General features: G+C 64.7%; 17 protein-coding genes. 8 read left to right on the top strand and 9 right to left on the bottom strand.

The window, feature by feature from the left end:
• The first annotated feature begins 77 nt into the window (after positions 1–77).
• From aceA to J7396_RS05550, 3 genes are all read left to right on the top strand, one after another.
• Positions 78–1,373 carry an isocitrate lyase gene (gene aceA / locus J7396_RS05560; RefSeq protein ID WP_011345976.1) on the top strand — a complete coding sequence of 432 codons (1,296 nt, stop codon included), beginning with the start codon at positions 78–80 and terminating at the stop codon, positions 1,371–1,373.
• 309 nt (positions 1,374–1,682) lie between these two features.
• Positions 1,683–2,741 (top strand): GGDEF domain-containing protein, encoded by a 1,059-nt coding sequence (locus tag J7396_RS05555; RefSeq protein ID WP_014089029.1) that lies wholly within the window; start codon positions 1,683–1,685, stop codon positions 2,739–2,741.
• Between the two features lie 3 nt (positions 2,742–2,744).
• Positions 2,745–5,405, top strand: coding sequence for a putative peptide modification system cyclase (locus J7396_RS05550; RefSeq protein ID WP_127166927.1), 2,661 nt, complete (start codon positions 2,745–2,747; stop codon positions 5,403–5,405).
• Here J7396_RS05550 and J7396_RS05545 read toward each other — a convergent pair.
• Positions 5,345–5,683 (bottom strand): NHLP-related RiPP peptide, encoded by a 339-nt coding sequence (locus tag J7396_RS05545; protein WP_209261186.1) that lies wholly within the window; start codon positions 5,681–5,683, stop codon positions 5,345–5,347. The genes J7396_RS05550 and J7396_RS05545 overlap by 61 nt on opposite strands.
• 91 nt (positions 5,684–5,774) lie before the next feature.
• Between J7396_RS05545 and J7396_RS05540 the strand changes: the two genes are divergently transcribed.
• On the top strand, positions 5,775–6,983 hold the full coding sequence (locus tag J7396_RS05540) for a putative peptide maturation dehydrogenase (protein ID WP_029818296.1): 1,209 nt from the start codon (positions 5,775–5,777) through the stop codon (positions 6,981–6,983).
• A 242-nt stretch (positions 6,984–7,225) separates the two neighbouring features.
• Here J7396_RS05540 and J7396_RS05535 read toward each other — a convergent pair whose 3' ends face one another.
• The 4 genes from J7396_RS05535 to J7396_RS05520 all read right to left on the bottom strand — a co-directional run bounded on the left by J7396_RS05535 (position 7,226) and on the right by J7396_RS05520 (position 14,461).
• Positions 7,226–9,310: a S9 family peptidase gene (locus J7396_RS05535; RefSeq protein ID WP_008572258.1), complete on the bottom strand. Its 2,085-nt coding sequence runs from the start codon at positions 9,308–9,310 to the stop codon at positions 7,226–7,228.
• Positions 9,311–9,409: 99 nt separating this feature from the next.
• On the bottom strand, positions 9,410–11,437 hold the full coding sequence (locus tag J7396_RS05530; RefSeq protein ID WP_209261120.1) for an acetyl/propionyl/methylcrotonyl-CoA carboxylase subunit alpha: 2,028 nt from the start codon (positions 11,435–11,437) through the stop codon (positions 9,410–9,412).
• Positions 11,438–11,676: 239 nt separating this feature from the next.
• The gene (locus J7396_RS05525; protein ID WP_008572262.1) at positions 11,677–13,287 is read right to left on the bottom strand and encodes a carboxyl transferase domain-containing protein; all 1,611 of its coding nucleotides are present in this window, start codon (positions 13,285–13,287) and stop codon (positions 11,677–11,679) included.
• A gap of 10 nt (positions 13,288–13,297) precedes the next feature.
• Complete coding sequence (locus J7396_RS05520; RefSeq protein WP_033837229.1) at positions 13,298–14,461, bottom strand: isovaleryl-CoA dehydrogenase; 1,164 nt, start codon at positions 14,459–14,461, stop codon at positions 13,298–13,300.
• Between the two features lie 128 nt (positions 14,462–14,589).
• Between J7396_RS05520 and J7396_RS05515 the strand changes: the two genes are divergently transcribed.
• The 3 genes from J7396_RS05515 (at position 14,590) to J7396_RS05505 (ending at position 16,192) form a co-directional block, all read left to right on the top strand.
• Positions 14,590–15,210 (top strand): TetR/AcrR family transcriptional regulator, encoded by a 621-nt coding sequence (locus J7396_RS05515; protein ID WP_011345985.1) that lies wholly within the window; start codon positions 14,590–14,592, stop codon positions 15,208–15,210.
• Between the two features lie 86 nt (positions 15,211–15,296).
• Entirely contained in the window at positions 15,297–15,671 is a 375-nt protein-coding gene (locus tag J7396_RS05510) for a hypothetical protein (protein ID WP_008572267.1), read from the top strand.
• Positions 15,668–16,192 carry an RES family NAD+ phosphorylase gene (locus J7396_RS05505; RefSeq protein WP_209261119.1) on the top strand — a complete coding sequence of 175 codons (525 nt, stop codon included), beginning with the start codon at positions 15,668–15,670 and terminating at the stop codon, positions 16,190–16,192. Before J7396_RS05510 ends, J7396_RS05505 begins: the two co-directional genes overlap by 4 nt.
• Before the next feature lie 106 nt (positions 16,193–16,298).
• On the opposite strand, the gene J7396_RS05500 is transcribed toward J7396_RS05505, so the two are convergent.
• From J7396_RS05500 to J7396_RS05485, 4 genes are all read right to left on the bottom strand, one after another.
• A complete protein-coding gene (locus J7396_RS05500; RefSeq protein WP_008572270.1) occupies positions 16,299–16,634 on the bottom strand; it encodes a DUF3325 domain-containing protein in 336 nt (111 codons plus the stop codon).
• Complete coding sequence (locus J7396_RS05495) at positions 16,631–18,250, bottom strand: PepSY-associated TM helix domain-containing protein (RefSeq protein WP_209261118.1); 1,620 nt, start codon at positions 18,248–18,250, stop codon at positions 16,631–16,633. Before J7396_RS05495 ends, J7396_RS05500 begins: the two co-directional genes overlap by 4 nt.
• The gene (locus J7396_RS05490; protein ID WP_008572273.1) at positions 18,247–18,558 is read right to left on the bottom strand and encodes a DUF3649 domain-containing protein; all 312 of its coding nucleotides are present in this window, start codon (positions 18,556–18,558) and stop codon (positions 18,247–18,249) included. The genes J7396_RS05495 and J7396_RS05490 overlap by 4 nt, the downstream gene beginning before the upstream one ends.
• A 180-nt stretch (positions 18,559–18,738) precedes the next feature.
• Positions 18,739–19,383 carry a DUF4198 domain-containing protein gene (locus J7396_RS05485; RefSeq protein WP_008572279.1) on the bottom strand — a complete coding sequence of 215 codons (645 nt, stop codon included), beginning with the start codon at positions 19,381–19,383 and terminating at the stop codon, positions 18,739–18,741.
• Between the two features lie 282 nt (positions 19,384–19,665).
• Here J7396_RS05485 and J7396_RS05480 point away from each other — a divergent pair, with 282 nt between their 5' ends.
• Positions 19,666–20,184, top strand: a complete 519-nt coding sequence (locus J7396_RS05480; protein WP_008572280.1) for a c-type cytochrome — start codon at positions 19,666–19,668, stop codon at positions 20,182–20,184.
• Positions 20,185–20,395 lie beyond the last annotated feature (211 nt).

The raw sequence follows: 20,395 nt of genomic DNA, 5'->3' as shown, positions 1-20,395 counted from the left end.
GCAACGACGGCCTTGCCATGCCGCATGCCCACCATTCTTCCTCGTTCCATCCGTCGTACCTCTCAGGAGAACGCAAGATGAGCACTACACTGCAAAGCGCCGAACAACTGCAGCAGGACTGGTCCAACAACCCGCGCTGGAGCGGCATCACCCGCAATTACAGCGCCGCCGATGTGGTGCGCCTGCGCGGCACCGTGCATGTCGAGCACTCGCTGGCGCGGTTGGGCGCGGAAAAATTGTGGACCTCATTGCATGCCACGCCGTTCGTCAATGCGCTGGGCGCATTGACCGGCAACCAGGCCATGCAGCAGGTCAAGGCCGGCTTGAAGGCGATTTACCTGAGCGGCTGGCAGGTTGCCGCCGACGCCAATCTGGCCGGGCAGATGTATCCGGACCAATCGCTGTACCCGGCCGATTCGGTGCCGGCGGTGGTCAAGCGCATCAACAACACCTTGCTGCGCGCCGACCAGTTGCACCATGCCGAAGGCAACGATGCCATCGACTTCCTGCAGCCGATCGTGGCCGACGCCGAAGCCGGTTTCGGTGGCGTGCTCAACGCCTTCGAACTGATGAAGGCGATGATCGAAGCCGGCGCGGCTGGCGTGCATTTCGAAGACCAACTGGCCTCGGTCAAGAAGTGCGGCCACATGGGCGGCAAGGTGCTGGTGCCCACGCGTGAGGCGATCGAAAAATTGAATGCCGCGCGCCTGGCCGCCGATGTGCTGGGCGTGCCGACGGTGCTGATTGCACGCACCGACGCCGAAGCCGCCGACCTGATCACCAGCGACGTGGATGCCAACGACCAACCGTTCACCACCGGGCAGCGCACGGTCGAAGGCTTCTTCAAGACCCGCAATGGCCTGGACCAGGCGATCAGCCGCGGCTTGGCCTATGCCCCGTACGCCGACCTGATCTGGTGCGAAACCGGCAAGCCGGACCTGGAATTTGCGCGTGCGTTTGCGCAGGCCATCCATGCCAGGTTCCCCGGCAAATTGCTGGCCTACAACTGCTCGCCGAGTTTCAATTGGAAGAAGAATCTGGACGATGCCACCATCGCCAAATTCCAGACCGAACTGGCGAGCTATGGCTACAAGTTCCAGTTCATCACCCTGGCTGGCTTCCACGCCTTGAACTACGGCATGTTCCATCTGGCGCACGGCTATGCGCGCCGGCAGATGAGTGCGTTCGTCGAATTGCAGCAGGCCGAGTTCGAAGCGGCGGAGAGGGGATTTACCGCAGTCAAGCACCAGCGCGAAGTAGGCACCGGCTATTTCGATGCAGTGACGCAGGCGATCCAGCAGGGGCAATCGTCCACCACCGCCTTGCGTGGCTCCACCGAAGAAGCGCAATTCCATAGCGACAAGGCGGCCTGACGGCTGGCGGCACCGCGACGGCAGCGGCTGTACATGAGGCAATGCAGTGCAGTGCGGTGCAGCGGCGCTTGGCGCTGAGTTGATGCAGCTGTTGTTACAGCAATAGCCGACCAAGGCAGATTCAACCGGCGCTACATTGCGCCACCCTGGGAGGGGGAAGGGCTCGGAGAACCGAGCCCTTTTTTTACGTCCGATACCCGTCAATTCGTCTCTTTCTTGGTGAGAAACAGTGTGATCTGGTGCTGAACAAGGGGGTCCTGTAGGATTTGTCCATGGGCTAATGGTGCAGGCTGGCCTAAGGGAAAACCGATGACGTGCCACAACACCGCAGGCGCACTCGAGCCGACAGGGAACGTTGCCAAAACGGTCCCCGATGGGCTGCATGCGCTGATGACTGCCGAGGAACTGGCGTTTTTCGCCCGTTTCGGCCGTTCGCGCGAGGTGTCCGCGGGCCAGTCGCTGTTCGAGCGCGGTGCGGTGGGCACGCAGATGTACATCGTTGTCAGCGGCCAGATCGACCTGGATTTCGGAGAGGACCTGATGCTCAAGCATCTGGGCCCGGGAGAATTCTTCGGCGAGCTCGGCCTGCTGATCGGCGATCACGCGCGCAGCGCCGGCGCCAGCGCCTCCACCGACAGCCGTCTGATCGAGCTGGCACACGAGGATTTCCAGCGTCTGGTCGACCAGGACCCCTCGATGGTGGCGCACTTCCTGCGCCGCTCCATCGTGCGGGTGGTCAACAACGAACAATTGCTGATCCGCCAGCTGCGCCGCCGCAACCACGATCTGGAAGCGGCGCTGGACAACCTCTACGTCACCTCGCACCAGCTCAACCACACCGAAGAACTGAGCCGGACCGACGAGCTCACCGGCCTGCACAACCGGCGCGGGCTGGCGTTGCACCTGCAGGAATGCCGGCGGGCCGGCCACGTGCCGGGTGTGGGCCTGATCCTGATCGACTGCGACCGTTTCAAGCGCATCAACGACGAGTTCGGTCACCTGGCAGGCGACCGCGTGCTGCAGAACGTGGCGCATGCCCTGCGTTCGGTGATCGCCGAAGGCGACCTGGCCTGCCGTCTCGGCGGCGATGAATTCTGCGTGCTCGTCGCGCAAGGCACCAGCGAGCTGGTGCACCACATCGGCGAATGCATCGTGCGCGCGGTGGAAGCGCGGCTGTGCAACGGCCAGGGCGAACAAGGCTGCTCGGTCAGCGTAGGCTCGTGCATGATCGACGCGGACGCGGCCTGGAACGACTGGTACACGCTCGCCGACAGCGCCTTGTACGAGGCCAAGCGGCAGGGCGGCAATGTGCTGTGCATGCAGGAGACGCTGGCCCTGGATCAACCGCCTGCCACCGGTCACCGCTGAGCGATGAGCAGCCGCACCCACGCACGCAAGGACGCGTCGTCGGAAGCGATCCAGGCGCCGCGGCTGCGCACCTTGCTGTTGACCGATCTCTGCGATTCGACCGCGCTGGTCGAACGTATCGGCGACAACGCCGCGGCCGCCTTGTTCCGCGAGCACGACCGCCTGGTGGTCAAGCTGCAGCAGCACTGGCGCGGCCGCCTGATCGATCGTTCCGACGGGCTGCTGCTGCTGTTCGACCGCCCCATCGATGGCCTGGGTTTCGCGCTGGATTACGCGCGCGGGCTCAAGACGATGGGAGATGCGCATGCGCTCACGCTCTGCGCACGCCAGGGCCTGCATGTGGGCGAAGTGCTGACCTGGCGCAATAGCGACGAAGCGATCAGCATCGGCGCCAAGCCGCTGGAAGTCGAAGGGCTGGCCAAGCCCACCGCCGCACGCCTGATGTCGATGGCACGGCCGGGGCAGATCTTGCTCTCGGCGGTAGCCGAGTCGTTGACCCATCGCGCCGCACGCGAACTCGGCAACCGGGCCGACCGGTTATTGTGGAAATCGCACGGGCGCTGGCGCTTCAAAGGCATGCCCACCGCGATGGAGATCTACGAAGTCGGCGAAGTCGGCCTGACTCCCCTGCGCATGCCGAAGAACTCGGCAAAAGCCTGGCGCGATGTGCCGCTGTGGCGCAGGCCGGCCGCGTTGGTGGCTGAGGTGGGGGTGGTGCTGGCGGTGGGAATCGCAGTGTGGTTCTTCATTCGGCCGCAGCCTGCGATTGCCTTTGCCAGCCGCGATTGGGTCGTGGTCGGCGATGTGCGCAATCTCACTGGCAATGCCTTGCTGGATGGAGCGCTGGAACAGGCGCTACGCATCAGCCTCGAGCAGTCGCGGTACGTCAATGTCCTGAGTGACATGAAGGTGCGCGACACGGTCATGCGAATGAAGCGCGATCCCAACACGACTGTTCTGGACCGCAGTGTGGCATCGGAGGTGGCGTTGCGTGATGGTGCCAGCGCAGTTCTTCTTCCGACCGTCGCTGAAGTTGGAGGGAAACTGCGTTTCAGCGTAGAGCTGGTGGATCCGCGCACGCAAACGACCGTGTATTCGGAGTTTGTCCAAGGCGACGGCTTACCGTCTGCGCTGTCTTCGGTGGATCACGTCACACGTAAGCTCCGCCAGGGGCTCGGCGAGATGGTCGCGTCGATCGACAAGAATTCAGTGCCATTGCCGGCCGTCACAACATCGAGTCTGGACGCGTTGCGTGCCTATGCACTGGGCGTGGAAGCGACTGCTAAAGGTCGGTGGCGTGAGGGCCTGGAACTGTTTGATCGCGCGGTCGGAATCGACCCGACGTTTGCGTTGGCTTACCTGGGGGCGGCGCGCATCAAGGTTGCGGTGTCCGACCGCAACGGCGCGCTTCCATATCTGGACAACGCGGTTCGGTTCCGTCAGCGCTTGCCGGCACGTGATCAGCTCTATCTAGACGCCTGGATCGCCGAGCTGCGGGCGGTGGACACCGCGCTCCCACTGTGGCGAACGTTGGCGTCCTTGTACCCGGACAATTTCGCCGGTGCCGCCAACACTTCATGGCATTTGTTTGTGGCAAACCGCTTTGCGGATGCGCTGCCATATGCGCAGGCTGCCGATGTCGTACAGGACCCGCTGCGTTCTATTGCATCCGATCGCATCGGCCGCATCCTGATGGCACAGGGGAAGGTCGAGGCTGCGTTGCAGCGCTTCGAAAACTCGAATGAGGGCGATCGGGCAGGGCCGCTGCGACGCCAAGCCGATGCCTTGGCAGTGCTTGGCCGTTATGCCGAGGCGCAGCGAACCCTCGACCGGATTGTAGAAAACGGCTACGCCAACGACGATGTGGTACCACTGATCGACCGCACCAGCATCGCGCTGGATCAGGCCAATTGGGCGGACGCAAATGCGGCAATGGCACAGGCCCTGGAGCGTAGCAAGCACACCGACGATTTCAGCTATCGGCAGTTTCTGGTGATTGGGGCTACCACCGCAGCCATCACCGGTGAAACAGCATCCGTCGGTCCCGGGATGAGTTCGACGTTTGAAGCGCTGGTGGGCGCAATAAAAGCCAAGGGCCCGGCCGAGCCAAACCTTCAGGACGACGCTGCCATGATGCTGGCCCTGGTCAGCCAGGCTCAGCGCAATGGCGACGATCAGTTCACTGCACGCGCGCTTTCGGCGATCAAGCCTGCGCTCGCACACGAAACACCTGTGCTTGCCGAATTACGCGCGATCGTCGAAGCCCAGCATCTGGCGCTGTCGGGCGATCGGGTGGCCGCCATCGCTCGCCTGCCTCCCGGTCCCGACGATCTGTTGCAGACGCGTGTGACCTTGTACACCTTGTTGCATGACAGCGGACGGCACGCGGAGGCATTGCAACAAGCCCGCTGGCTTTCCCTTCAGCGTGGGCGCGCCTACATCGAGGCAAATGCCTCGCAGACGTTACAGCCGCTCAATGTGTTGCACACGCGGTTAGCACGGTTATGGACCGCCGAGTCGCTGTACGCATTGGGGCGTACGCAGGAAGCCCGCGAGCAGGCGCAGGCGTTCGTGCGTGCCTGGCCTGCATCGCGTCTGCCTGCTTACCTGCGCAGCAGGGTGGAGCGAATACTTTCGGATTCGAAAGCGAAAATCACGGTGTGATTGGTCTTTTCGGTCAGATAGCTCTGTAACTCGGCACGCGCCAACGCAATGTCTTCCTTGGAAGCAAGTTGGTTGGTGGTCATGCAGTAATAAGGCTCTCCGGCACTGGGCACGCCGTCGTTGGCATTGGCGCCGGCAACACCGAGCTGAGCAAGCGCCTGTGCCGGGTTGTCTTGGAAGCAATCGCGAAACTCGTCGTCGTTGGAGAGCAGCTCCAGCAGCCTGTCGGCGATGGATGCATCAAACGGAAGGTGTGCCTGGTCGGCTGGATCGGTCATTGTCTTGTCCACAGGTGAGGGGGCTGGCGCATGATGTGATGGGATAGCTGAGACAATATCGACCATGCTCATGTGTCCTTGAGATGTCTCCATGCAGATTCGTCGCTGTGCCACGCTGTTCTTCGAGCTTCGCGACGATGCGACGTTCGATTTTGCTCAACTGCTTGCCGGCGGCGTTGGGCTGCGTCGCCGTACCCGCTGGCTTGCGCTTGCGCCTCACCTCGATGCCGAAGTGGAAGTGGCTGCGCACGAGCGTGATTGGCTAAGTCAACTCAGTCCTACGCGCTGGCAGCCGGTCGATCCGGTGCAACCGCTGCTGCCCTGGATGGAGCGGTTGCTCGATCAAGGTCTGGCGATCAGCGACCAAGCCGCGCACGCAACCCATCGGCAGCATGATGAGCAGGTGCAGCAGCAGCGTTGGTGGCCGTTGGCCGCGCTTTGGCATCGTTTTGCACGCTGGAAAGGCGAAGACAGCGTCGCGACAATGGAAGAGCAAGGCCTGACAACCGCAGAGGGAATGGTCGATCGCCTGGGCGCGCCGCCTGCCGAAGTCGTGGAGCGTGGGATAGGAGGTGTTGCCGCACGTATCACGCTGCCGCGTGCGGCCACCGGTGCCTTCGATGACCTGTTGTCACGCCGTGTGACCTGCCGCAATTTCGATAAGCAACGCGCGCTATCGCGTGAGTTATTGGGCCACATGCTCCAACGTAGCGTCATGGCGAGCGCGCGTGTTGCGGTGGGTCACGACACCGCGTTTTTGAAAAAGCCGGTCCCTTCGGGAGGAAGCTTGCATCCCACTGAGACCTATCTGCTGATTCAGCGCGTCCAGGGCATGCCAAGCGGGCTGTATCACTACCGTCCGATCGAGCATGCGCTGCAGCCCATGGCGCCGCCGCCTGAGCCGCTGTCGGATTTCGCACGTCGAGCGCTCTCCGGTCAGCACTGGTTTGCGCAAGCGCCGGTGCTGTTGATTCTGGTGCCACGGTTCTTGCGCAGCTTCTGGAAGTATCGGAACCACGCCAAGGCCTATCGCGCGATGATTCTCGATGTCGGACATATTGCGCAGACGCTTTATTTGAGTGCCACCGACCTGGGGCTAGGGGCGTTCGTGACGTCGGCCATCAATGAGGTCGACATCGAACAGGCACTGGGCCTGGATGGCCTGCAGGACGGCCCACTGGCCATCTGCGGATTCGGTTGGCGTGCCGAAGAGATGACGAACACCGAGCTGGATCCTAACGGGGCCATTTGGCTGTCCAGTCGCGATCGGGACTTATCCAAGGATCTTGAGCAGCCCTGATAGGGTCTTCCAGCTCTCGCGACACATGGCCAGGGCAAGGCGGCTGCCTGCGCGGATGGAACTACTGCGCTGCCAGCAGCAAAAGCAGCGAGTCATCGAGTTGCTTTTGCGCTGACTCGGACACCGGCTTCGGCCGGTGGGGCGGCAACCGCTAGCTGCTCAGTGCTTACGCATCATGGGCGGCAGTACTCGCCGGAACAGCGAGTACTGCCTTGCAGACAGTGCGCGGCTGGCGCAGGTCTTTACTTCCGAATCGCCTGCGTATGCGTCTTCAAGGCCTCGCTCAGGCCGTTGATCTTGTCGGCGCCTTCCGGGACGGTGATGCTGGAGCCTTCCAGATCTGCACCGATCGGTTGCACGCGGCCGCCCAGGCACTGGCTCAGGAAGCTTTCGGTCACGGCGTTGAAGGCCTTGCTGTTTTCCGGGCGGCGGAAGCCGTGGCCTTCGTCGGGGAACAGCACGTAGGTGACCGGAATGTTCTTGGCCTTCATTGCGTTGACGATCTGGTCGCTTTCGGCCTGCTTGACGCGCGGGTCGTTGGCGCCCTGGCCGATCAACAGCGGCTTGCTGATCTTGTCGACATGGGTCAGCGGAGAACGGTCGGTCAGCCACTGCTTGCCGGCTTCGGTGGCGGGGTCGCCCATGCGCCGGGTCAGCTGCTTGTAGAAGCTGGCCCAGTAGGGCGGCACGGTGCCGAGCAAGGTGTTGAGATTGGCCGGGCCCACGATATCCACGCCGCATTTGAAGGCGTCCGGGGTAAACGTCATGCCGACCAGCGTGGCATAGCCGCCGTAGCTGCCGCCCATGATGGCGACCTCGTCCGGTTTGGTGACGCCTTGCTTGACCGCCCATTGCACCGCGTCGAGCAGGTCCTCGTGCATCTTGCCGGCCCACTCGCCATTGCCGGCGTTGGTGAATGCCTTGCCGAACCCGGTGGAGCCACGGAAGTTCACCGACAACACCGCATAGCCGCGGTTGGCCAACCATTGTTCGTACGGCCCGTAGCCGTAGCTGTCGCGCGCCCACGGGCCGCCGTGCACGAACAGCACCAACGGCACCGGCTTGTCGGCCTTGCCGTCGTGGTTGGCATCGGCTTCGGCCGGCAGGGTGAGGTAGCTGATCAGCTTGAGGCCGTCGCGTGCGGTCAGCTCCTGTGGCCACATCGGCACCAGCGGCTTGCCCTCCAGTGCGGGCCGTGCGGAGAACAGCTTGGTCAGCTTGCCGCCATCGGCGCGATCGTAGCGGTAGTACGTGAGCGGGGTTTCTGCCGCGGAATAGCCCACGATCCAGATGCGGTCGTCGAGCGTGCGCGCGGCCACGCTGGCATCGCCGCCGCCAAGGGATTTGAGTTTCTGCAGATCCGCGGCAATGCCGTTGTCCAGCGGCTTCCATTCTTCGCGCAGGTAGTCGGTGGACACCGCCTGCACCGCCCCGGTCTTGGGGTCGTTCAAGGTGGCGCCGACGTCGGCGCGCGGGTTTTCGAACAGCAGCGTGCGTGTGTTGCTGGCCGTGTCGATGGCATACAGCGCTGCAGTATCGCGGTTGCGCGAATCCTGCATGTACAGCGTCTTGCCATCCTCGGTCAGGCCCTCCGGCGCGGTATTGGTGACGTCCTCGAACGGGATGCGGTCCACGCTCTTCCAGCGGTTGCCATCGGGCACCAGCAACTCCCTGCCGGCATCGTCTGTCGCGCGCGTGGCGTAGCGCAGCTGGTAGTCGCCATCGAGCAGGTACGCATCCAGGCTGTCGGTGTTCTTCTGCACCAGCGTGCGCTTGCCGGAGGCAAGGTCCACGCGGTACAGGTCGTGCCACTTGGCATCGCGGTCGTTCATGCCGACCATGATCGATTCGGGATGTTGTGCGCTGACCCGATACACCTCGGCATTGGTCTTCTTGAACGGAGTGAGATCCTTGCTGCTGCCGTCAGCCAAATTGACCGAAAAAAGGTGGAAATCTTCATCGCCGCCGTTGTCGCGCAGATACAGCAAGGTATTGGGTTGATAGGTCCAGAAGTAATTGCGAATGCCGCGTGCGGTGTCCTTGGTGATCGCACGCGCCTGGTCGGGCGCATCCACCGGCGCCACCCAGACATTGAGCACACCCTCCAGCGGCGCCACCCAGCTGAGGTACTTGCCGTCCGGACTGATGCTGACATTGGCCCGCTCGGGATTGCCGAACAGCGCATCGCGGGTGATTAACGCAGGCGGCGCTGCGGGCGCTGCTGCCGCCGGTGCAGGTGCTGCCGCTTTCTCGGGAGCGGGCGCAGGTTTGTCGCTGCACGCAGACAGCGCGAGCAGCATGCTGGAAACAAGAAGCAGGCGTTGCATGGGAACTCCGGTGGCAAGGCGGCCGGGCCGGCCGATTTGCCACGCTAGCGGCAGCGTGCGTGCAGGCGAACGTGCCGTTGGTCACCCTGCCATGCGCCGCTACGCAGACGCGGACACAAATTCCACCAGCGCCGCACCGTCGTTCACCAGATCGCCTTCGGCCACCAGGTACGCCTGCACGGTGCCATCGCTGGGCGCGTGCAGGGTGTGCTCCATTTTCATCGCTTCCAGCACCACCAGTGCCTGCCCACGGGCGACCGGCTGGCCCACTGCTGCGGGCAGGGACACGATGCGGCCGGGCATCGGTGCGGTCAGTCCGCCGGTGTCCTGGGTGGGCTGGTCGGCTTCTGCCAGTGCATCGTGGTGACGGAAGGCGGCCCGCTGCGTGGCCCCGATCAGGGTCAGCGTGGCGCCGTCGCGCAACACCTGTGCACGCCATTGCCGGCCGTCCATCTCCACGCGCACGTCCGTCTCGTGCCGGTGGTAGCGCACGGCATGCGTCTGGCCTGCGTCGGTGACTTGCCAGCCATCGGCATCCGGGCGCACAGCAAGTTGGCGGCGCTCGCCGTTTGCTTCCAGGACGATGTGCTGCGCTGCATGCGCACCGATGCGCCAGCCGTCCGCGTGCTGCCACGGCGAATGCGGATCGGCTGGATCAACGGCCACTGGCGGCAATGCATCGGCAATCAACACCGCTGCCAAGCACCACCAGGCGTTGTCGGGGCTGCGCGCCTCTGGAAACAGCACGGCGTGTTCGCGCTCGATCAAGGCGGTGTCCAGATTCGCCGATGCGAACGAATCGGTCGCGATCAGGCGCGACAGAAATGCACTGTTGGTGGTGACCCCTACTGCGTGGAATTGCGCCAATGCCGCGCGCATGCGGGCCAATGCAGTCGTGCGATCGGTATCCCAGACGATCAGCTTGGCGATCATCGGGTCGTAGTACGGGCTGATGGTGTCGCCTTGCTCCACGCCTGCATCGACGCGCACATGCGCGCTGGCAGCAGGCATCTGCAACTGACGCAGCGTGCCGGTGGACGGCAGGAAACCGCGCTCGGCATCTTCGGCGTACAGGCGCGCTTCCAGCGCATGCCCGTGGATGCGCAGCTCGTGCTGCCTGCGCGGCAAGCGTGCGCCAGCGGCAACCCGCAATTGCCACTCGACCAGGTCGGTGCCGGTGATCAATTCGGTCACCGGGTGCTCCACCTGCAGACGGGTATTCATTTCCATGAAATAGAAGTCGCCGTCCGGGCCGGCGATGAATTCCACCGTGCCGGCACCGACGTAGCCCACCGCCTGTGCCGCATCTACCGCCGCCTTGCCCATCGCCGCGCGCCTGGCCTCGCTCATGCCTGGTGCGGGCGCTTCCTCCAGTACCTTCTGGTGGCGGCGCTGCACCGAGCAGTCGCGTTCGAACAGGTACACCACCTCGCCATGCGTATCGCCGAACACCTGGATTTCGATATGCCGCGGCCGCTGGACATATTTCTCCACCAGCACGTGCGCATTGCCGAATGCCGACTGCGCTTCACGCTGGCAGCTCGTCAACGCGTCTTCGAACGCCGCGCTGGCATCCACCCGACGCATGCCCTTGCCGCCACCGCCGGCACTGGCCTTGATCAACACCGGGTAGCCGATGGCGTCGGCTTGCGCACGCAGGAATGCCGGTGCCTGCTCGTCGCCGTGGTAGCCCGGTGTCAGCGGCACGCCGGCCCGTTGCATCAGTGCCTTGGCCGCACTCTTGTCGCCCATCGCGCGGATCGCCGCTGCCGGTGGGCCGATGAAGACGATGCCAGCGTGTGCGCAAGCCTCGGCAAATGCCGCGTTTTCCGACAGGAACCCATAACCGGGATGGATCGCCTGCGCACCGGTGGCGCGTGCCGCTTGCAGGATCGCTTCGCCCCGCAGATAGCTCTGCTGCGCGGGCGCGGCGCCGATGTGCACCGCTTCGTCCGCCATGCGCACATGTCGTGCATTGCGGTCTGCATCCGAATACACCGCCACCGTCGCAATGCCCAGGGTGCGGCAGGTGGCGATGACCCGGCAGGCGATCTCGCCGCGATTGGCGATCAGGATCTTGTCGAAGGGCGCTTGCGTTGCTGCGGCGATAGGGTCGCGCTGGGTCATCGGATCAGTCTCTGCACGTCGCCGTAGCGGCGGGTCGTCTTACGAAGATAAACGGCTTGCCTGTTGCACACCGACATCGAGCGCAAGCAGGTTTGTTGTCACACGGCGCGTGTTGCTGCAAGCCACCTGCGCAAACGTCGACGATTGCCGGCACGCATACACACAACCTCACTCCCAGCCTGCACACCAGCATCGGGTGCCGCAGCACGCAGAACCGCGGCTGCCATGCTCCCCCTCACTCACATGCGAAACACGCCAAAGCGCGTGGGTTCGATCGGCGCGTTCAAGGCCGCCGACAATCCCAGGCCCAGCACGCGGCGCGTATCGGCCGGATCGATGATGCCATCGTCCCAGAGCCGAGCACTGGCGTAATACGGATGGCCTTGCTGCTCGAACTGGGCGCGGATCGGCGCCTTGAACGCATCCTCGTCTTCGCCCGACCATGCACCGCCCTTGGCCTCGATACCGTCGCGACGCACCGTGGCCAGCACGCTGGCCGCCTGCTCGCCACCCATCACGCCGATGCGCGCATTCGGCCACATCCACAGGAAGTTCGGCGAATACGCGCGCCCACACATGCCATAGTTGCCCGCACCGAACGAGCCGCCGATCACCACGGTGAACTTGGGCACCTTGGCGCAGGCCACCGCCATCACCAGCTTGGCGCCGTCCTTGGCGATGCCGCCATGTTCGTATTTGCGCCCGACCATGAAGCCGGTGATGTTCTGCAGGAAGACCAGCGGAATGCCGCGCTGCGTGCACAGCTCGATGAAGTGCGCGCCCTTGAGCGCGGACTCGGAAAACAGGATGCCGTTGTTGGCAATGATGCCGACCGGGTAGCCATGCAGATGCGCAAACCCTGTCACCAGCGTGCTGCCATAGCGCGGTTTGAATTCATCCAGGCGCGAATCGTCGACGATGCGCGCGATCACTTCGCGCACATCGAACGGCTTGCGCGTATCTGCAGGAATCACGCCATATAGTTCGTCGGCGGCATAGCGTGGCGGCAACGGTGCCTGCAGCGCCAGCGATGCGGCAGGTTTGCGCCAGTTGAGCTGCGCGATGATGGCGCGCACGCGCGCCAGCGCCTGCAGATCGTTGTCGGCAAAGTGATCGGCCACGCCGGAGATGCGCGTATGCACATCGGCGCCGCCCAGGTCTTCGGCACTGACTTCTTCGCCGGTGGCGGCCTTCACCAGCGGCGGGCCACCCAGGAAGATGGTGCCTTGCTCGCGCACGATCACCGTTTCATCGCTCATTGCCGGCACATAGGCGCCGCCAGCGGTGCACGAGCCCATTACGCAGGCAATCTGCGGGATGCCGTTGGCCGACAGGTTGGCCTGGTTGTAGAAGATGCGCCCGAAGTGGTCGCGGTCCGGAAACACTTCGTCCTGCAACGGCAGGAATGCGCCGCCGGAATCGACCAGATAGATGCACGGCAACCGGTTTTGCTGCGCGATCTCCTGCGCACGCAAGTGCTTTTTCACCGTCATCGGGTAATAGGTGCCGCCCTTGACGGTGGCGTCGTTGGCCACGATCACGCATTCCACGCCGGACACGCGGCCAATGCCGGCCACCACGCCCGCGCACGGGACCTGGTCGTCGTACATGCCATGGGCGGCCAGGGGGGCGATCTCCAGCAATGGGCTGCCCGGATCCAGCAAGGCATCGATGCGCTCGCGCGCCAGCAGCTTGCCGCGTGCGGTGTGCTTGGCGCGTGCGGCGTCGCTGCCGCCACGCGCGGTCCGGGCGAGGGTGTGGCGCAGGTCGTCGATCACCGCGCGCATCGCGGCGGCGTTGTGTTGGAAACTCTCGCCGCTGACCTGCAGCTGGCTATCGATCACGCTCATGGTGGCTCCGTCAGGCGGTGCGTTCGAACAACTCGCGGCCGATCAGCATGCGCCGGATTTCCGAGGTGCCCGCGCCAATCTCGTACAACTTGGCATCGCGCCACAGGCGTCCGGTGGGGTACTCGTTGATGTAGCCATTGCCACCCAGCACCTGGATGGCCTGGCCGGTCAGCCAGGTTGCCTTCTCGGCGGCATACAGGATGGCGCCGGCTGCGTCCTGGCGGGTGGTACGCCCGGCATCGCAGGCGCGCGCCACTGCATACACATACGCGCGGCAGGCATTGAGTCCCACATACATGTCGGCCAGCTTGGCCTGCATCAACTGGAAGGTGCCGATCGGCTCGCCGAACTGCTTGCGCTCGTGCACGTACGGCAGCACCACGTCCATTGCTGCGGCCATCAGCCCGAGCGGCCCGCCGGCCAGCACCACGCGTTCGTAATCCAGCCCGGACATCAGCACACGCACGCCGCCGTTGAGCGTGCCCAGCACGTTTTCCGCCGGTACTTCGCAATCGGTGAACACCAGCTCGCAGGTGTTAGAGCCGCGCATGCCCAGCTTGTCGAGCTTCTGCGCCGTGGAAAAGCCCGGCATGCCCTTCTCCACGATAAAGGCGGTGATGCCGCGCGCGCCGGCGTCCGGGTCGGTCTTGGCGTACACCACCAGCACGTCGGCATCCGGGCCGTTGGTGATCCACATCTTGCTGCCGTTGAGCACAAAGCGGTCGCCGCGCGCATCGGCGCGCAGCTTCATCGACACCACGTCCGAACCGGAGCCGGCTTCGCTCATCGCCAGCGCGCCCACATGCTCGCCACTGCACAGCTTGGGCAGGTAGCGTTGCTTCTGCTCGTGGCTGGCGTTCTTGCGCAGCTGGTTCAGGCACAGATTGGAATGCGCGCCATACGACAGCCCGATCGCACCGCCAGCGCGGGAGATTTCTTCCATCGCCACCACGTGCGCCAGATAGCCCATGCCGCTGCCGCCGTACGCGTCTTCTACGGTCAGACCGAGCAGCCCTTGTTCGCCGAGCAGGCGCCATAGCTGGGCGGGGAACACGTTATCGTGGTCGGCTGCCGCGGCCAGCGGAGCGATATGGTGGCTGGCGAAGGCGGCCACGCTTTCGCGCAGCAGGTCGATCTCTTCGCCAAGCTCGAAGTTCAAGGACGGCACATGCATGCAACAACTCCACAGGGATCGGGATGTGCCGGGTGGGAGCGGGCGGGCCGCGCGGCGGATGCGGCCAGACTAGCGGTCCGCAACAAAAAAGTGAACTAAAATTCAACTATTGAACCAAGAATCACACCATGGCTTATCGACGCTCCGCCCTGATGGAAGAACGCCTGGCCGGCAATCGCGAACGGATCCTGCACGCCGCCCGCGTTCTGATCGCCGAAGGCGGTTACCGCAATGCACCGGTCACCGCGGTGGCCGCGGCGGCGGGCGTATCAACCGGGCAGATTTATCGACATTTTCCGTCGAAAGCTGAACTTTTCGTAGAAGTTCTAAACGAAGCGGTACAGCGCGAGATGGTCATCCTGCGTGCCATTGCGGCCACCCAGGCCAGCGCAGCCGAGCGCCTGCGTAGCGCGATCGCCACCTTCGTACGGCGGGCGCTGGCCGGCCCGGCATTGGCGTACGCCTTCATCGCCGAGCCGGTGGAGAGCGAGGTCGACGCCGAGCGCATCCGCGGCCGCCGCCTGTTCGGTGAGGTGTTTCGCCAGCTGCTTGCCGAAGGCGTGGCGGCCGGGGAGTTTCCGCAGCAGTCGCTGGATGCCGCGGCTGCCTGCATCGTTGGCGCGTTTACCGAGGCCCTGGTGGGACCGATCGCCCCCAGCCGTGGTGACCCGCAACAGGGCGAGCAACTGGTCGAAGCGATCTGCGGCTTCTGTCTGCGCGCGGTGGGGGCAGCGCAAGCGCGCAGCTGACAGTGCACTGACCGAGCGCATGGATGTGCCTCCCAGATGCAGCTGACTGTGCATATACTGTGCACCTACCTTGCCGGAGCCGTGCGATGGTCGCCGTTCTCAATCCCCTGGCCTTGACCGAACGCCTGCGCGTGCCGGACCGAACCATCCTGTCGCCGTCGGCCATGGCCGGTCTGCTGGATCTTTCGCAACAGGAACTGGCCGACCTGGCCGGCGTGCATCGCAACAGCCTGCGCGTGCACCCTGAAAGCCCGCGCGTGCAGGACCTGCTGCGCAATCTGTCGCGGCTGCTGGTGGCGATGGCGCAGGTGCAACCGGACGAGCGCCAGGTGGTGTTCCACCTCAAGAACACGCCGATCCCCGCGTTCGAGTTCGCCACCTTGCTGGAAGTGGTCAAGCAGGGGCGCACCGACGATGCGCTGACCTATCTGCGCACGGTCGCCGCAGGGGCCGCCGGTTGAAGCTGAGCGCCCCGGCGCACTGCACGCTCTATCGCGCCTTTACCCCGCGCTGGGCCGCCGAACCGCTGAGCGGTGCCGGTGCGGCGCGCTCGGGTGGGCGCTTCAATCGCTTCGGCCAGCCGGCGCTCTATCTGTCGCTGCAACTGGAAACCGCCGCGGCCGAATATGCCCAGGCTGCCCCGTTCCTGCCACCGTTGACGCTGGTCAGCTACGCCGCCGATCTTCCGGCGCTGGCCGATCTGCGTTTGCTCGATGCCAGCTGGGATGCGGTGTGGGCCGACTGGGCCGACGACTGGCGCAAGGCGCTGGTCAACAAGATCGAACCGGTGAGCTGGGTGCTCGGCGACCTGTTGCGCGAAGCAGAGATTCCCGGCGCGATCTTCCCCAGCATGGCGCGGCCGGAAGGCGTCAACATGGTGCTGTTTCTGGACATGCTGCAGCCCGAGCGCGTGCTGCAGGTGCTTGACGATGGCCGCCTGCCGCGCGATGGCCGCAGTTGGGGCGACCCGCTGACAGTTTAGCTCGGCGATTCCGTCGGCCGGTCACGCGTGTGCTTCATGCTGCTCGTTGCCGCCGGGTCGGCATGCAAACGCACGCAGTAGACCTCTGATCAGCCGCGAACCACCTTCAACCAATCAGCACCTGCATCACACCCGCCAGCACCGGCGCAGCCACTGCGGCCGGTACGATCGCGCCGCGCCGGTACGGCAGCAGCCACAGCGACAACACCGCTGCACTGGCGGTCAACGTGCCCAGCCACAGCACTGCGCCGATGCCCCAGCCCTGCGCATGCACCGCCAACGCGAAGGTGACACACAGCAGCAACCAACCCAGCACACGCAGTTGGCGCGACCGTGCAGTGCCCAGCAGGCGGCCGCGAAGTTCCAGTTGATGCTTGTCCATCGCCAGGCATAGCGCAGCAAAGCCGGAAAAATTCAGCGCCAGCAACAGCAACACGCTCATGCGCTTTCCTGGATCGGCGCGGTGTGCGGCACGGGCGTTGCGGCAGCCGCAGCGCGCGCGCGTCGTGCCGAAGCCGGCTGCGGCGCTTTCCAACGCTGCAGGCGAAAGGCGGCAATGCCTAGGCTAAGGCCCAGGAACAGGCACACCAGATCCACACCGGCCAGTGCCCATTGCCCGGCCGGCAGCGTCACGCCCAGATGCGCATCGGTGGTGATCGCGTTGAGCACCGGCACCAGCGCGAACAACGCCGCGCCCAGATAGAGCTGCCAGCTCCACATCGCACGCCGCGGCCACACGAATGCGGCCAGCAATGCCGTGGCCCACGCAGCAAAAAACACATTGGCCTCCATCGCTGCACGCGCATCCAGGCCGACCGGCAACACGCGGTTGGCCCAGAAGAAGCTGGCAAAGGCGATCGGCAAACCGGCCACGGTGCCGATATTGAGTGCATCCACCAGGCGCAGTCCGAAACCGATTCGCCCGGCTTTCAGATGCTTGGGGCGTTCTTTCACTGCCCACATCACCACGCCGCTGGCCACCATCAGGCAGCCCAGCAAGCCGGAGCCGAAAAACAGCGCGCGCAGCCATGGCCCGGCGAAATGGGCCAGATGCAGGCCCACCATCACCCCGCGCGTTTGGCTGGCACCGCCCGGCGGCCCGCTGCGTTGCAGGCGCTCGCCGCTCACTGCATCGAACAGGATGGAGGGCACGTCGGTGGAAAGGTTGTCGGCCAACTGGCTCACCCCGACGGCAGCGTGCGCATCGTTGGGCAGTGACACCGCCACATTGCTCACCTGGCCACCACGCCAGTCGCTGCGCGCACGTGCCACGAACTGCTCCAGCGGCAGCATGTGCGCCGGTACACCGGCGGCCTTGCGCGTATCGGCCACCCGGTTGGCCGCCTCGTCGTAGAAGCGCATCTCATCGCCGGCATAGCGCGCCTTGATGCCCCACGGCAGGTACATGAACATCAAGGTCACGATGCCGGTGTAGGTAATCATCGCGTGGTACGGCAGCGCGGTCACCGCGCTGAGGTTGTGGAAATCCAGCCACGACCGTAGCCCCTTGCCGGGGCGGAAGGTGAAGAAATCCTTGAAGATTTTCTTGTGCGTGATCACCCCGCTGATGATCGCCACCAACATGAACATCGCGCAGAACCCCACGATGTAGCGCGCCCACATCACCGGCACGTAATGCAGGTCGAAATGCAGCCGGTAGAAGAACTCGCCGCCCAGCGTGTCGCGTGCGGCGATGTCCTTGCCGGTGGCCGGGTCGATGATGGCGGTGCCGTACATCTGCCGGCGCTCTGCCGGTTTACCGTCGGCGGGCGCGGGATTCTGCCAGTACATGCTCACCACCGGAGTGCGCGGATCCGGCAAGGTGATGTTCCAGCTCACTGCATCGGCTGCGTGTGTCTGCAGATACTGCTCGGCACTGCGCAGCGCGGTGGCGGTGCTCACGGTGGTGGTGGGCAGTTCCGGGCGCATCCAGCGGCTGATTTCGTCGCGGTAATAACTGGCCGTGCCGCCCATGAAGATCAGCAGCAAGACCCAGCCGACCAGCAGCCCGGTCCAGGTGTGCAGCCACGCCATCGATTGGCGAAAGCCCTGCTTCATGCCGCGCTCCGTTGCAGCCACGTGGCCAACGCAAACATCAACGCCGCCGGCACCGCGATGCCGGCCCAGGCACGCCACACGCTGGCGGTGGCGAAGGCCCACAACGGCGCACACGCGCATACCACGATTCCGATCAGCATGCTGGTCAATACCGCTTCACTGCGCGGCATCGGCAGCACCAGCGCCAGCAACAGATTGGTGGCGCTAGCCAGCGCGTAGCCACCGAAGATGGCTGCCAGCGTGCGCGCAAGCACGCCCAGCCAGGGGCGCCTGAACCAGGCAAGCGGCAGGGGCGAGGCGCTGGACATCACGCCACCGCGCGCGATGGACGTGAGGCAACCGCCATACCGCAGCACACCGTTGCCCAGCCGGGTGGGCCGGCAACCGCAAGTGGTTCCCGCGTGTGGCATCGGACGCGCAAGCCCGGCGTCGCGGCCGCGCAGCGGCAGCGCCCGTTCCATGAGTGCGCGGGAGATGTGCCGACCACGCTACTCGGCCAGGAACGTCAGCGTGCTGATGTGATGCACCATCGACACCTGCTTGCCAGCGATCTCGCGCTTCACCGGTTCCTTGTGGGTGGCCACCAGGATGTGACGGCCGGCGCGCAGTGTGGGCAGCGTCACCTGGCCCTTGGCATCGGAGGTCAGCGTCTTCTGCCACTTTTGCGGGTCGATCACCGTCACTTCCACCTTGGGCAGCGGCTTGTTGCGATAAAGCACGGTCAGCGTATTGCGATTGGCAGCGGTGGGGACCAGCTCGAAATCGAGCTTTGCAGCCGGTGTGGCACGGCCGGCGCGTGCGTAATAGCTCACCGTCTCGAAGCCGCCGGCTTCCCCCTTCCACGGCTCGAACACGCTGTCGTCGCTCAACCACGCATCGCCGCTGCCGGCCAGCGGCGCGGTCAGGAACTCGGTCCCGCGCTGCAGCGGGCCGGCCTTGCCGGCAGTGCCGAACACGTTCGGCTTGACCACGCGCTTGATCTCGTCTTCGCCGTGGTCCAGCGCGTCCTGCGCCGGTTCGCCGAAGAAGATGCGCACCGGGCCGCTGCCGTCGCGCTCGATCCAGATTTCGTGGGCCTGGGCAGACAGACTGATGCTGGCCAAGGCCAGGCAGGACAGCAGGAAGGACTTCATCGCGGCGACTCCTCAAGGACGGGACCGGCGAGGCGAGAACCGCGCCACCGTGGTTGTTGGGAATGATACGCAATTCCCACAACGGAGACCAATGCGCGGCATGCGGCGCTGCGGCAATTGGCCAGCCGAGGCGAGCGTGCCCGCGGACAGAAGCATCCGCCCACCGGGCGCGCAGCGCCCATCGCTGCGAAAACTGTCATACAGGCTGGTCAGACTGGCGCAAAGTGTGCTCTATACTCCGGCGCTAGCAGAGGTCTTCGACCAACAGCCAGGGGTGAGCGCGTGCGGAATTACGACCTCGAGTTCCTGAAAAAATTCTCGATGGTGATCGGTTTACTCGTGGTGATCACCCTTGGCCTGATCGCCCTGGCAGCGTATTTGCAACGCGCTATCCCCGACGAAGTCTCGCCCACCGCCGCAAAACGTGTGCAGCAACGCATTGCGCCTGCCGGTGCGGTGTATGCCGGCGCCACGGGCGCGTCCGCGCAGGCCGCAGCCCAGGCCGCGGCGCTGGCCAAGGCCGCCTCGCAGTCTGCTTACGGCGGTACGACCGACGGCAAGACCATCTTCAACAACCTGTGCACCGCCTGCCACACCACCGGTGTCGGCAAGGCGCCCACGCTGGACCATTCGCATTGGGATGCACGCATCGCACAGGGCAAGGACACCTTGTACAAGCACGCGATCGAGGGCTACACCGGTCCGGATGGCGGCATCATGCCTCCCAAGGGCGGCAACCCGGCGCTGACCGAAGAGCAGGTGCGCGCCACTGTCGATTGGATGCTGGGCAACCTCAAGTAAGGGCTCGGCAAGTCGGCGGAGGAGGATGGGTCTGCGATTCCCGCCTGGTACCGCGCATTGGCTGTGTTGCGCGCCCGATCGAACGCCTCGCGTGCAGAGGTGACCTAGGCGCTGCAGCACTGCATCAGTGCACGCGTTAGCCGCATCACGGTTGCGCAGCGTATGTGCCTGGCGGTCATTGACCATCGTTTGCTAGCCTGTTTCCGCGCTT

Origin of the sequence: Xanthomonas sp. A1809 (assembly GCF_017746015.1) — a bacterium.
Classification (GTDB): domain Bacteria; phylum Pseudomonadota; class Gammaproteobacteria; order Xanthomonadales; family Xanthomonadaceae; genus Xanthomonas; species Xanthomonas euvesicatoria.
This window is presented reverse-complemented; position numbering and strand designations above follow the sequence as displayed.